Genomic DNA, 13,316 nt, shown 5'->3' on the forward strand with positions numbered 1-13,316 from the left:
TTGATCCTCCTTTGGATAATATTATCATATAAAGATATATTCGGAAGCATCACGGCCTATACGTCATCAGTAAGTTTTCAGAGTGCTTTTGTAGCGCAGTCTGAGCTTATCGGTGATAAGCGCGATGAATTCCGAATTTGTGGGCTTGCCCTTGCCCGTATCCACGGTATAGCCGAAGAATGAGTTAAGGGTATCCACATTGCCTCTGTCCCAGGCTATTTCGATAGCGTGGCGGATAGCGCGTTCCACTCTTGACGAGGTGGTATCGTATATACCTGCCACAGTGGGATAGAGGAGCTTTGTAACGCTGTCAAGGAGAGTTTTGTCCTTGATAGAGTAAAGGATAGCAGTTCTGAGGTAGTGATATCCTTTTATATGAGCAGGCACGCCCAGCTGATGGATCATGTCGGTGATGACCACCTCCATATCGTCGCTGAAGCTGTTTGCTCTGTCTCCGAGAGATGAATTGATAGCGGTGCAGAGGTCGTCTGCGCTGTAGGGTCTCAGCATAAATCTTGAAGCGCCGTTTTCCATGACCTGTCTTTCTATGAACTCGTTGTCATAGGCTGAGGTGATGATAAAGACGGGGGGCTTCACGCCTGATTCCCTTACGCTTTTCATCAACGATATGACGTCTCCGTTCTGGGAAGAAATATCCAGCACGGCAACATCGGGCGGATCCTTCCTGACAGACTCCAGGATGATTCCGCAGTCCCTGCGCCTTGTATACGCATACATTCCTTTTTCGCGGAGCTTGTTTGCAGTGCTCACTCCGATCTCGGCTGAGTCGTCGCCGATAAGTACCTTTACCTTGTTATTCATTGTTTATACCTCCTTTTGCTTGACGGTCTATGACCGCTTTCTTATGATAACACAAGGCAAAAGGCGGCTGCAACGAAGTATTATGTGATATAAGGCAATATTTGTTCGGGAAATGCAATATGCTGTTACGGTGAAAAAATGCCGTCGGAACAGGCCGTCGCAAAAGGAAGATAATGACAGAAAAAGCGTATCATTTCTTCTTTTTTCCTGTCAGGATCCCCTCCGACATCTCCCTGACTCTTGTGCCTTCGGGGAAAAGTCTGTCGGCAAGCTTCTGAAGGGGGTTCTTTTTGACTGCTTTTGTATGCACGGGAGCAAGCTTCGGTTCTTCCGCGGGTTTTCCCCATATTTTTCTGCCGTTTTCGGACAAATGGGGGAGTATATTGTTCCTGTCGCCGATATAGCTGAATCTTTCGATGAATTCCAGCGGCAGCTGACAGCCTTCGCCGCCGTATTTCCCGATGAAATCCCCGAAATGATGGTATATCATCTGTTCAAAATCATGTCTGCCGCCGGATATATCCTTATCCTTTTCCATGGCGGCAATGAGCTCGGATTGCAGCTCGTTTTCGGGAGAAAAGCCGTCAATGAACATCAGCGGTCCCAGCACGATGAAGCCCAGCATATACTTATCGCCGCAGAAATCGCTTTTTGGCTGCTTGTTCTGCGGGATATCGAAGCCGTACACCGCATACAGCGCCAAAGCGCATCTCAGGGCCATGAACTTATTATCTTCGATATCATATAGGTGTTTTTCCTCGATAAAGCCGCGGAGCCTTCCCGACTTTACCATAAGGGGCATTACAGGCTGGAGCATAAGAGCTCTCATGCCTCTTACTATGGGCGCTTCAACATCTCTGCCGAAGTCCCCGCCTATATGGAGTATATTCGAGGCATCTACCCCCGATTTCTTCACTACGATATCCAGAAAGCCCGTTTCTGCGGAATCGGGGATATTATGCTCCTCGGGTATTACAAGGGAGTCATATCCGCCGTAGCCGCAGTCGCAGAGTATCTTCACGATGACGTCGCGGGGATAGTAGGAGTCCGAGGTGATGATTATCCTGTTCTTACAGTCCTTTGCCTTGTCGAACAGCAGCTTTCCCGTATGTCTGGGGAATGCGAAATGATGTATCAGGTCGCACTCGCGGTTTATGAGCTTTTCCCTGCCCGAGGGAGTGATGCCGCTGAGCTTTGCGAATATGTCGTATATCTTTTCAAGGGTCACATTGCCCTTGGGACCGTACTTTTTCTCCGCCGCCTTCTGAGCCTCTTTCCTCAGCTCGGTGAAGCTCCTTTTGTCTGTGCTGAGCAAAGCGAAGTCGTCCTCCATAAAGAGGAACATATCCTCCGGATGAGAAAAGGGAGTGAGCACAAGGGTGTCCCACATTCTGAAGCTGGTGGCGCGGTGGTCGTTCCTTTCCACCTCATGGAGCATTTTCACCAGCAGCTCTGCCTGAGCGTCGGTATCGGGCTTTATAGGCGTAAAATCTTCGTACATAAAGGATATCCTCCTTATCCGTCGGAGCCTTCCGCGGGCTCGAAGCCTCTCATTTTGCGGTATTCGTCAAGAGTCAGGGCGCCGTCGGAGTTATATGCCCTTACAAGGGCGTCCCTGCTGGTGAATTCCTCTGAATATTCGCCCTTTTCGTTCTGTACGTACTTGCCGTACCATACACCGAAGAAGGACCACACTGCGTTATCGCGGAAGGCGGTATCCATATCGGGAACGCTGCCGCACTCGCTGAGGGCGATGAGCTTGTCGCTGCCCACGAATTTCTGGACGGCGGCGAACTCCTCATAGAATTTGCTTCCGTAGTCCTTTTCGCCGCTGAGATAGAGGTCTACCGCAGCGATATCGAAGGTGCGCTTGTCCACAAGAGAGGCCTCGCTCTGGCCGTTCCATATCCAGATGAGGTTGTCCAGCTCGAAATACTTTGTAAAGCGGTCGTATATGAGCTGCCACAGCCATTTATAGTCCGCAGCGCCCTTTGCGCCCCACCAGTACCAGTCGCCGCTGCCCTCGGGAAGGGGTCTCCACAGCACGGGGACTCCCCTGTTTTTCAGAGATGTGAGCTGGCCTGCCATGCTGTCTATATCCAGTATGAGGCCGTAGCACTCACGGGAAATATTGCCCTTGCTGTAAAGCTCTCTCAGCTCCTCCTCGGTGAGCTCCGCTATCTTTTCCTCGGTGACGGCTCTTGAGATATCGAAATCGGTATCCTCCGTGCGGACGCCGCTCTTTTTATCGGAGGGCGCCTTCCAGAACCAGCTCACGCAAGTGATACCGCCGTTCAGGTACCATTCTGCGGCGGCGTCTATCTCCTTATAGCTGTCGTCGTAGCTCTCGCGGGGGACTTCAAGGTTTGAGAAGCGTATGACGGGGTATTTGCCTGTAGTGCGGTAGACCAGATCCAGCTCGGAGTTGTCGCCGCCGTAGGCGTACTGTCCCGTGATGATGTATTTGCCGTAGTTGTCGGAGAGGAAGCTCATGAGCTCCTTTGCGGACTGTCCCGCGTTCTTGTTTACCAGCTCTCCGCTGGCGTCGTAGCTTATATCGCTGAGGGAGGTATTGTTCTCTATTTTCAGATAGTCTATGCATATATCGCCGTTTTCGGGAGTGATAGTCAGCTTCTGCTTTCCCTTGGTGAGGAAAACGCCGTATATGGTGATATATGTGAACTGATCGTTGTCTGTTGTCCTGAATACCGTCAGCTGCTGATCGCCGAGTGTCAGGCGGCAGTCCACAGCCTTTTTTGCCGAGATGTTGAAGGAAAGGTCATAGTGCTGATTGCTGGGCACGTCCACCTCGAATGTAACGGAGGCCTCTCCCTTGTCTCCGAAGCCTGTGACATAGCCATCTCCGCTGAATTCGGGAAGGTCTGCGGCAGCCTTTGCGCCGCCCTTCAGCTCACCCTTTTCGGCCTCGTACAGATTGCCCGACTCCTTCTTCTCTATCTCGGGGAAGGTGACGGGGTAATCGGGGAAGGTCTCCACAGGCAGAGTAGTAGTGGGCTCGGTAGTCTTTTTAGCCGTGGTCTCCTCGATTATAGGCACAGATGCCGTCACCGAAGCCTTTTTGCTTTTGCTGCACGCCGAAAAAGCGGAAGCGGCAGCTCCCATGGCGGCAGCAAGAGCGATGATCCTGCGAATTTCCATTTGTTCCTCCTAAATCAGGCATTTACTGTGTATTTCCTGCCCTTTTCCGCAGTGAATACCACTGCGCCGTCCTCTATGCGTGAGTTTACTGTGTCGCCGCCGCAGTTTATGCTTACCACAGCGTCTGTCCTGAGACGGACCTCTCCTCCCGCTGAGGAGTATATCTCAGCGCGGCTGAGCCTGTTCTCTATCCAGTATATATCCACGGTGAAGCCGCCCTTTGCCCTGAGTCCCGAAACGTGACCCTTGCTCCACTCGGCAGGCAGTGCAGGGAGAAGGTATATCTCTCCGCCGCAGCTCTGGAGCAGCGATTCCGCTATGGCAGCGGTGCCGCCCAGATTGCCGTCGATGCTGTAGGCAGGCTTTGATGACATCATATTGGGAGCTGTGTAGTGCGACAGCAGTCTTTTCAGGTTTTCCGATACCATAAGGCTGTCGCATAGCCTTGCCCACATATTCGTTACCCATGAGCAGCTCCAGCCCGTGCGTCCGCCGCCGTTGATAAGCCTGCGGACCAGCGTAGCTCTTGCGGCGTCAGCCAGCTTAGGCGTCCTGTGAGGACTTATGAGGTCGGCAGGGTGCAGGGCGAAGAGCTGTGATATATACAGGTGACCGATATCGGTCTCGTCGTAGTCCTCCGACCATTCCATGATCTGTCCGTACTTGCCCACCTGGGGCTGAGGGAGCTTTACTATAGCCGCCTTCAGCTTTTCCGCCAAGGCATCGTCCCTGCCCAGTATGGCGGCAGCCTTTATGACGTCCGCAAAGAGTACGGTGAGTATCTGTGTATCTATGGCAGGTCCCATGCAGAGGCTTGCCTTGCTGCCGTTTTTGTCGGTATATGTATTCTGGGGAGACACCGACGGACCCGTTACAAGTCTGCCGCTGCCGTCCTCGGTGAGGTATTCCAGGAAGAATTCCGCAGCTTCTCTGAGGATATGGTATTTCTCCGCAAGGAAGTCCCTGTCCTGACTGTATTCGTAGTGCCCGAAGATATGGAGGGCAGGCCATGCGCCTCCCATGGGCCATATGCTTGCTGTCCTGTCCTCGCCCTGGGGGACGGTATCTCCCCAGATGTCGGTATCGTTATGGCACACGAAGCCCTTATCTATGCCGTACATCTCCTTGGCGGTGACTCTGCCGTTGCCGCAGACCCTTTCCAGCAGGTCGAACAGGGGCAGGTGACATTCGGGAAGGCCGCAGCTCTCGGCTGCCCAGTAGCACATTTCTGTATTGACATTGAGGACGTACCTGCCGTCATCGGACTGAGCGTCGGGCTCGCTCCACAGGCCGCGGAGATTTGCAGGCTGGGTGCCTGTGCGGCTGGAGGATATGAGCAGGTATCTTCCGAAATTGAAGTAAAGCTCAAAGAGCTTGTTATCGTTGATAAGACGGCGGCAGTCCTTGTTGTCCAGCTCGTCGCCCTTGAGTCGGTCTATCCTCTCGGCTGTATTGAGGAGAGCGATATCCTCCTCCTCGCTGTTGTCGCTGAGAGACAGCTCCACGCGGTCGAACAGCTCGCGGTAGTCGTTGACATGGCGGTAGTAGAGCTCGTCATAATCGCACTGCAAAGCCATTTCCGTGTCCACCTCGGCGGACTCGATATAGCTCTGACTGTAGAAGCTTGTTCTCACAGAGAGTATTATCACAGCCTCGTCGGCGCCGCTTACGCAGAGCCTGCTGCCCACGGTCTTTATCTGTCCGCCCTTTGCCGAAGCGCCCAGACAGGCCGCATAGAGTATACCGTTGGCACCGCCTGTGCCGCCGCTGAAAAGGATCATATTCTCTGCGCATGGTCTGTTGTCGTCGCAGCGGTCCTCGGGACTGTCTATGCAGCATGACAGCGAGACCATATTTGGCTCGGATGCGGATATGCGCACCACCATGACCTCGTCGGGAGCGGATATGAAGTATTCCTTGGTATAGGTAACGCCGTTCACGGTGAATGAAGCGTCCGCCACAGCGCTGCCGATATCCAGGCTGCGGGAGTATTCCCTTGCCTTTCCGCCAAGCTCCAGGTCTATTTTCAGCTGACCGAGAGGCATATATCTGCGCATATCGGGAGTGACGCCCTGCATTTTCGGGAATGCTTTCTCCTCTGCTTCAGAGGCTTTTCCCTCTTTGAGGAGAGCCCTTGCTTCACGGAAGCCCTCGGCGGAATCGGGGTTGATACGGTGGCGCAGGCCACCCGACCACACAGAGTCCTCGTTGAGAGTAACGGACTCGTTTGCGGGTGTACCGCAGATCATAGCGCCGATACGTCCGTTTCCGATAGGCAGAGCTTCACCGAAGCTCTCAGCGGGAGAATCGTATTTCATTATAGTTTCAGTACTCATTTGTAACTCCTACAGGAATAATGTATCGTTTGGTTCTTAGCGTATGTATCATAATATTATACCACAAAAACGGGATCAATGCAAATTTCCGCAGTTTTTTCACAAAAATTTCAGATAAATTATAAAACAAACTGCTGTAACAGGGGGCGATTTGGGGATTTTTCATGAAGTCCCGGGATTGACAGCAGGATGGAAAACGTGTAGAATAAGGAGTAAGGGGAGTAATATTTTTTTGTTTTAACACAAGATATTTTCGTCTTTTTTGTCCTCTGAAATCACTTATTTATAGAATACTTCCGAAAGGAGCACTAATATGAATAAGATAGTATGTCTGATGTCAGCATTTGTACTGCTGACAGGTACATTTTCATGCAGCGAAAAGAAGGACAGCAAGACGTCATCAATGCCCGCCGTATCGGAGCCCGTTACGGAGTACGGCGCAGTTCCGGAGCCCGTTGTCAGCGAATTCAGAGAGTTTTCCGCAGAGGAATTCAATACCATAAATGTCAATACCGAGATCACGGACAGTCCTCTGCCACTGGTGAGCCGCAGCTTCATGGCCTCTGACCTTGATCTGGGCGAGAGGATACCTCCCTGCAAGGACGAGAAATACCGCGACAGGTATATTGAATCTGTGACCGGACGTATTGATCCCAACGACGGGTATGTATACGATATGGACGAGATCGTCAGGGGCTGGGAGGAAAGTCTTACAGAGCCCGAGGAGGGAACTATCCGCGATATATGGGTGGACGGCCCGGTGGCATATCTTAATGTGATCTACGATGAATGGTGTGATGAATGTCACGAGTGCTCAATATACCGCTATAACGTGGACAAAGATGAGCTTACCGAGATATTCCGCCATTCCGACGGCGATAAGGGCTTTGATATACTGGAGATACGCACGCTTAACGGTGAGATATTCGTGAATACCGCAGAAGACGGCGTATTCCGCCTTGACGAGAGCAGCGGACAGCTTGAACAGATACTTGAGGGCAGCGGCAGGAAGTATTCCGACAACCTGTTCCCAAACGACGCAGGCAAGCTCATCGTCAGAAGAATCACACGGGATACAGAGCCCGTTGACAAGGATTATAAGCCGCAGCCCGGGGAGATATTGTATTCCGATAACAACGTGGATTTCTATATAGAGCGTGGCAGCAATATCTCCATGAGCGAATACGACTTCGCAACGGGAAGCTGGAATGAGCTCTATTCCGTATATGAAAGCAGCGATAACAGCGATTATAACGGCACATCAACGTGGGGAACAAAGGCTCTCCCCGATGTCAGCGGCGAGCTTATCTCGTATAAGGAAAAGCCCGAGGGCTCGCGGAAATACGACCTTGTCACCGACGAATACAGGCTGCATACGGACATAACTAATTTCACTACGGTATATGCAGGCAGAGACAGGGTGATACTCAGCGTCACCAACGGCGACTATGCGGGCTCTACTTCCAACAAGCTCCATGTGTTCGACCTTGCGTCATTGCAGCACTATGTCCTTGATATTTCAAATTACGGCAGTATGTGCTGCGCTCTGGACGAAGGCGTGCTGGTATATTCAGGCGGAAATACAGGCAAGGCCTATTATATAATGCCCGAGCTGGGACTTACCTTCCCCGTTGACAGAGTAGGCTCGGGCGAGGCACACATCAACTACGGAAATATGTATAATTCCAAAAGTGACTGCGTGCTTTTCATGACCTCCTACAGCACGGGAGAGTCTACCGAGACCGATGAAAACGGAAATACATATATGGTCTTTACCGATCATGAAGTTGTCTATTACTGGTATACTGCGGAGGAAAAGAATGAATAGCAGATCAATTATTCCGGCGGCGCTGATAACGGTTTTATCGGCCTCGCTTTGGAGCTGTGAGGACAGCAAGGGGACAAGCAAAAAAGTCAGCAGTGATCCCCCGATATATAACACTCACGAGAGTATTATTGATACGTCAGATTTAAAAAGAGAGTACGGCGACGAGCATTTCAATGCCATAAACGTGTCCCTGAGCTATCCCGACGCCGTGGCTCCCGTAGATGTGAGCTGTATCGACATCAGCGGCCTTGATTTCGGTGAGAAGCTCCCCGTATGCAACAGGGCGGAGAACGCAGACGCCTACTACACGGATATGTTCAGCTATAACGGCGATCTGCTGTACGACTACAGCGGATGTGTGGACAAGCCTGTAAAGGGATATGCCACAGGCTGCTATATCGAAGACGGGAACTGCTTTATAGACGTATCCTATCCCAATATGGTGGGTGTGGCCTATGACTGGTCGCTGTTCAGCTATGATATGGACAGCGGAGCTCTTGAGGAGGTATACAGCTGGTCCTCGGACAGTACGGCTGTCCGCTGTGACGGAAGGTTCTTCACAGACAGATACGTTCTTTTCTCGGCCGTGGATTCTGCCGATCATAACGCCACGGCAGTATATAAGCTTGATATCTATGATCCGCAGCTTACCGAGGTTTACAGATGCGAGGAGAAGGAAAAGGGCGACTACGCATATATCTACCGGAACGGCACGGGAGACATCTGCCTTGATGTATCCAACAATATCGCCGCCGACAGTGTGGTCATGTATATGTTCGACACCGATTCGGGGGAGTTCGTCAGGTGGGAAGACAGGGACGTTCCCGAGAATACGGTCATGACTGCGGCCAGCGGTAAATACGGCAGAATGCCCTCGTACCTTATAAGGCCGAACGGACAGCGCCGCCTTGAAATGGACAATAAATACTACAATGTAGAGCTGACGTTTTCAAACGGCAGCATAGTCTATGCGGACAAGGAACGCTTCATCATACGTTCGGGAAACAAGCTCCACACCTATGATATAGAGAAAAGGGAGCATTACATCTCCGACGTTACCGATATGGGCAGCGAGTGCGCCTACTGCAACGGCATGATATTCATCGGCAACAGGAACGCTAACTTCACTATGCCTGTATACTGCATAATGCCCGATCTGGGACTTGTCTATCCCGTATGCGATAAGGGTCTGTATACGAATATATGCAGCTCTGATGACAGTGTGTACTTTCTGGGCAGGGAGGACGTCCAGTGGGAGATGAAGTCCATAGACGGCTCTGTAGACGGAGTATTTACCTACAGCACCGTGACAAAGCTGTATACAGTAACATGATATCATGAAATGGATTCCATAGGCGACCCCTTGACGTGTATTTTAAGTTTAAATTCAAAAAAGCTGCATGGTATATACCATGCAGCTTTTTTGTATCAGTCAAATCTCTCGTCGATAACACGGGCGGTCTTTTTCATGCTTCTGGGAAGCACGCCTACCTCGACTACCTTCACGATGGGAGTGAAGCCTATCCTGCTCTTTACCTTTTCTGCGATACGCTTGCTGAGGGCAGCCCAGTCGTGATCGCCGCTTGCTTCGATATAGATGCGCATTGTGTCCTTGCCGTCAAGGTGAGAAATGCGTATCTGGTACTCGCTGGATATCTCGCTGAAGGAGCCCAGTACCTCCTCTATCTGGCTGGGGAACACATTTACGCCCTTTATCTTCATCATGTCGTCGGTACGTCCCATGATAACGTCTATTCTCGGATAGCAGCGGCCGCACTTGCACTGTCCTGGAACTATCCTTGACAGGTCATGAGTTCTGTATCTTATAAGGGGAGCTCCCTCCTTGACCAGGGTGGTGATGACTATTTCGCCCTGCTCTCCGTCGGGAACGGGCTCGCCTGTCTTGGGGTCGATTATCTCGATGTAGATGAAGTCGTCCCAGTAGTGCATAGCCTTTTCGCCGGGGCAGTTTATACCGATACCGGGGCCGTAGATCTCGGTGAGGCCGTAGATGTCGAAGAGCTCGATACCCAGCTCATTGTGGATACGCTCTCTCATCTTGTCGCTCCAGCGCTCTGAACCGATAACGCCCTTTTTCAGGTGTATCTTGTCCTTTATGCCGCGCTTTTCGATCTCCTCGGCAAGAAGGAGTGCGTAGGAGGAAGTGGAGCAGAGCACGGTGCTCTTGAGGTTCTGCATCATTTCCAGCTGCTTGTCAGTATTTCCGGGCCCCATGGGTATTACCATAGCTCCCAGCTTCTCGGCGCCGTTCTGGAAGCCGATACCTGCTGTCCAGAGGCCGTAGCCGGGGGTGATCTGTATCCTGTCCATATTGGTGATGCCTGCTGTCTCGTAGCAGCGCTTGAACATAACAGCCCAGTCGTCAACGTCCTTTGCGGTATAGGGGATTATTACGGGAGTGCCCGTAGTTCCCGAAGATGAATGGATACGGACTATCTCCTCCTCGGGAGCTGTCATAAGTCCCAGAGGATAGGCGTCACGGAGGTCCTTCTTCTCGGAGAACGGGAGCTTTGTGAAGTCCTCGGGAGTGTCAACGTGAGTGATGCCTGCCTCTGCAAGCTTTTTTCCGTAGAAGCTGCCTGCCTCAACGAGAGCCTTTATACGGTCGTTGACCAGGTCAAGCTGTTTCTGAGTGATCTGCATTTTTCTTCTTTCCTTTCGATTATAGGCTATATCGCAGCGCCTTTGAGTTCATTTCTACAAACTGCGGTTTTACTGTCTTTTTCATGGTGTCCTCTATGTCGTCAACTGAGAACGGAAGTATGCCGTTGCGCACCGACGCTCCCAGCATTATCATGTTCAGCACCTTTGGGGAGCCTATCTCCTCGCAGGCCTTTGTGCCGTCAACGAGAACAACGTTCTTCACGTTTCTTTTCAGATAGTCCAGCATCTCGCTGCCTGTATAGTCCGAGCCGCTGAGGGTAGCTGTTACGGGCATTATGGGGTGGGTATTGACTACCACCTGACCGCCCTCCTTCAGATAGGGCAGCATACGGACAGCCTCCGCAGGCTCGAAGCCGATGATTATATCGGCGGTCTTTTCGGGGAACATGGGGCAGTAGATATCGTCGCCCAGTCTCAGGAAGCTGAAAACGCTTCCGCCCTTCTGAGCCATGCCGATTGTCTCGGCGCTCATAACGGGCATATCCTTTTCCATAGCTGTTGCCGCGATGAGCTTTGACGTGAGGACGATACCCTGACCGCCCACGCCGCATATAAGGATGTTACTCTGCATTTTCGCCGCCTCCTATAGCTCCGAAGGGACATACCTGTGAACAGAGTCCGCAGCCCGTACAGAGCGAATTTTCAATTGTTACCCTGCCGTCCCTGAGTACGATGCCGGGGCAGCCGAGGGTCTTTATGCACTTCTTGCATGATGTACATTTATCGCTGTCGATAACAGCGGGCTTGTTGCCCTTGATGAGCACAGCGCAGGGCGACCTGAACACAATGGCCTTCACGCCCTTTTCGGCGGAAACTCGCTTTACCGTGTCTATGGCCTTGTCAAGCTCCAGGGGGTTCACGGTCTCCACGGTCTTGACGCCTACGCCCCTGAGCACCTCCTGAATGCTTACCTTCTCAACTACCTCGCCCATCATGGTGCGGCCTGTGCCGGGGTGGGGCTGATGACCTGTCATGGCGGTGGTGGAGTTGTCAAGAACTACCAGTGTCATATCCGCCTGATTGTATACAGCGTTCACAGCGCCTGTTATAGCCGATGCGAAGAATGTGGAGTCGCCCACGAATGCGAAGCAGCTGGTGTCGGGCTCTATTTTGCCGATTCCCTGGGTTATATTCACGCCTGCGCCCATGCAGAGGCAGGTGTCCACCATATCAAGGGGCATTGCATTACCCAGTGTATAGCAGCCGATATCGCCGCAGAATACGGTCTTTTTGCCCTTCATTGCTTCCTTTACGGCGAAGAATGAAGCTCTGTGGGGACAGCCTGCGCAGAGCACGGGAGGTCTTACAGGAAGTGCGGGGGGAGTCTCAGCCTCAATGGCAGCAGGCTTCTCCCAGCCCATGAATTCCGCGATATTTGCGGCAACGGTAGCGCAGGTGTTCTCGCCTGCGGTCTTTACATTATGTGTGAGCTTGCCCAGTATCTTTGTATTCAGGTGATATTTTCCGCAGATGTATATGAGCTCCCGCTCGATGATGGGATCAAGCTCCTCGATACAGAGCACCTCGTCCAGTCCCTCCAGGAACTTCACCGCAGCCTGCTCAGGGAAGGGGAAGGGCGTAGATACTTTGAATACTCTTGGTGCGCTCTTTCCGCGGAGAGCCTCCATGGTGTAGGTATAGCTTATGCCGTGGGTAGCGATACCCTTACGGCAGCCCTTATCGGCTGCTTCGGTGATGATATTTCTCTCATATTCCGAGAATACCTGCGAGAGCTCCGCATTGCGCTCCTCGATATGTATATGTGCATTATAGGAAAGACGGGGGAAAATGACCCACTTTGAGGAGTCCTTCACGAAGCCCTCGGGCTTGTTGACCTTGTACTCCTCCCTGTCCTTTACTTCTATGGAAGCATAGCCGTGACAGACTCTCGTTGTAGGCCTGAAAAGCACGGGAGTATGGTATTTCTCGGAATACTCAAAGGCCTCCTGTATCATGTCGTAGGCCTCCTGCACCGATGAAGGGTCAAAGCAGGGAAGCTTCGAGAAAGAGGCGAAATGACGGGTATCCTGCTCGGTCTGTGAGGATATGGGGCCCGGGTCGTCGGCCACCAGTATTACCATACCGCCTTTTACGCCGATATAGGCAAGGCTCATAAGGGGGTCAGAGGCAACGTTCAGGCCTACCTGTTTCATGGTGACCATTGAACGGGCTCCGCAGTAGGCAGCGCCTGCGCCGAGCTCCATGGCGGCCTTTTCGTTTACCGACCACTCAACGTATACCGAGCCGTCATTGGCCTTTGCAGTGGTTTCCAGCACCTCCGTGGAGGGGGTACCGGGGTAACCCGAAACAAGGTTCAGACCTGCCGCTATGGCGCCCCTTGCAATAGCGGCGTTACCCATTAAAAATTCCTTGTGCATAGTATCTCTCCTTTATATTTTAAAAAAGTCCATACTTACATAAATTATACCATTCCCTGCGGGAAAAGTCAAATGTATCATGTGCCCCGGAGGGCGGTAAAAAGCCCG

The 13,316-nt window shown here is 52.0% G+C and carries 9 protein-coding genes; 2 read left to right on the plus strand and 7 right to left on the minus strand.

Features of this window, described 5'->3' with window-relative positions:
* Nucleotides 1-66: 66 nt before the first annotated feature.
* From spo0A to Q0Y65_RS08300, 4 genes are all read right to left on the minus strand, one after another.
* A complete protein-coding gene (spo0A, locus tag Q0Y65_RS08285; RefSeq protein ID WP_297958811.1) occupies nucleotides 67-822 on the minus strand; it encodes a sporulation transcription factor Spo0A in 756 nt (251 codons plus the stop codon).
* Between the two features lie 190 nt (nucleotides 823-1,012).
* Nucleotides 1,013-2,323, minus strand: coding sequence for a hypothetical protein (locus tag Q0Y65_RS08290; protein WP_297958812.1), 1,311 nt, complete (start codon nucleotides 2,321-2,323; stop codon nucleotides 1,013-1,015).
* A gap of 14 nt (nucleotides 2,324-2,337) precedes the next feature.
* The gene (locus Q0Y65_RS08295) at nucleotides 2,338-3,981 is read right to left on the minus strand and encodes a glycosyl hydrolase (RefSeq protein WP_297958813.1); all 1,644 of its coding nucleotides are present in this window, start codon (nucleotides 3,979-3,981) and stop codon (nucleotides 2,338-2,340) included.
* A gap of 14 nt (nucleotides 3,982-3,995) precedes the next feature.
* Entirely contained in the window at nucleotides 3,996-6,317 is a 2,322-nt protein-coding gene (locus tag Q0Y65_RS08300) for a glycoside hydrolase family 95 protein (RefSeq protein WP_297958814.1), read from the minus strand.
* A 313-nt stretch (nucleotides 6,318-6,630) separates the two neighbouring features.
* Between Q0Y65_RS08300 and Q0Y65_RS08305 the strand changes: the two genes are divergently transcribed.
* The gene (locus tag Q0Y65_RS08305; protein ID WP_297958815.1) at nucleotides 6,631-8,145 is read left to right on the plus strand and encodes a hypothetical protein; all 1,515 of its coding nucleotides are present in this window, start codon (nucleotides 6,631-6,633) and stop codon (nucleotides 8,143-8,145) included.
* Nucleotides 8,138-9,478 (plus strand): hypothetical protein, encoded by a 1,341-nt coding sequence (locus Q0Y65_RS08310; RefSeq protein WP_297958816.1) that lies wholly within the window; start codon nucleotides 8,138-8,140, stop codon nucleotides 9,476-9,478. The genes Q0Y65_RS08305 and Q0Y65_RS08310 overlap by 8 nt, the downstream gene beginning before the upstream one ends.
* Nucleotides 9,479-9,573: 95 nt before the next feature.
* Here the strand turns inward: Q0Y65_RS08310 and Q0Y65_RS08315 are convergent, their stop codons facing one another.
* The 3 genes from Q0Y65_RS08315 to iorA are packed head-to-tail and all read right to left on the minus strand — an operon-like array spanning nucleotide 9,574 to nucleotide 13,208.
* A complete protein-coding gene (locus tag Q0Y65_RS08315; RefSeq protein WP_297958817.1) occupies nucleotides 9,574-10,809 on the minus strand; it encodes a phenylacetate--CoA ligase family protein in 1,236 nt (411 codons plus the stop codon).
* A 19-nt stretch (nucleotides 10,810-10,828) separates the two neighbouring features.
* The gene (locus Q0Y65_RS08320; RefSeq protein ID WP_297958818.1) at nucleotides 10,829-11,401 is read right to left on the minus strand and encodes an indolepyruvate oxidoreductase subunit beta; all 573 of its coding nucleotides are present in this window, start codon (nucleotides 11,399-11,401) and stop codon (nucleotides 10,829-10,831) included.
* Nucleotides 11,391-13,208: an indolepyruvate ferredoxin oxidoreductase subunit alpha gene (iorA, locus tag Q0Y65_RS08325; RefSeq protein WP_297958819.1), complete on the minus strand. Its 1,818-nt coding sequence runs from the start codon at nucleotides 13,206-13,208 to the stop codon at nucleotides 11,391-11,393. Before iorA ends, Q0Y65_RS08320 begins: the two co-directional genes overlap by 11 nt.
* Between the last annotated feature and the right edge of the window lie 108 nt (nucleotides 13,209-13,316).

This window comes from uncultured Ruminococcus sp. (assembly GCF_947301925.1).
Taxonomy (GTDB): Bacteria; Bacillota; Clostridia; order Oscillospirales; family Ruminococcaceae; genus Ruminococcus.

What these genes read in the sequence shown, in the direction of transcription:
- spo0A (WP_297958811.1), bottom strand. Translation starts at nt 822, where the DNA reads ATGAATAACAAGGTAAAGGTACTTATCGGCGACGACTCAGCCGAGATC.
- Q0Y65_RS08290 (WP_297958812.1), bottom strand. Translation starts at nt 2,323, where the DNA reads ATGTACGAAGATTTTACGCCTATAAAGCCCGATACCGACGCTCAGGCA.
- Q0Y65_RS08295 (WP_297958813.1), bottom strand. Translation starts at nt 3,981, where the DNA reads ATGGAAATTCGCAGGATCATCGCTCTTGCTGCCGCCATGGGAGCTGCC.
- Q0Y65_RS08300 (WP_297958814.1), bottom strand. Translation starts at nt 6,317, where the DNA reads ATGAGTACTGAAACTATAATGAAATACGATTCTCCCGCTGAGAGCTTC.
- Q0Y65_RS08305 (WP_297958815.1), top strand. Translation starts at nt 6,631, where the DNA reads ATGAATAAGATAGTATGTCTGATGTCAGCATTTGTACTGCTGACAGGT.
- Q0Y65_RS08310 (WP_297958816.1), top strand. Translation starts at nt 8,138, where the DNA reads ATGAATAGCAGATCAATTATTCCGGCGGCGCTGATAACGGTTTTATCG.
- Q0Y65_RS08315 (WP_297958817.1), bottom strand. Translation starts at nt 10,809, where the DNA reads ATGCAGATCACTCAGAAACAGCTTGACCTGGTCAACGACCGTATAAAG.
- Q0Y65_RS08320 (WP_297958818.1), bottom strand. Translation starts at nt 11,401, where the DNA reads ATGCAGAGTAACATCCTTATATGCGGCGTGGGCGGTCAGGGTATCGTC.
- iorA (WP_297958819.1), bottom strand. Translation starts at nt 13,208, where the DNA reads ATGCACAAGGAATTTTTAATGGGTAACGCCGCTATTGCAAGGGGCGCC.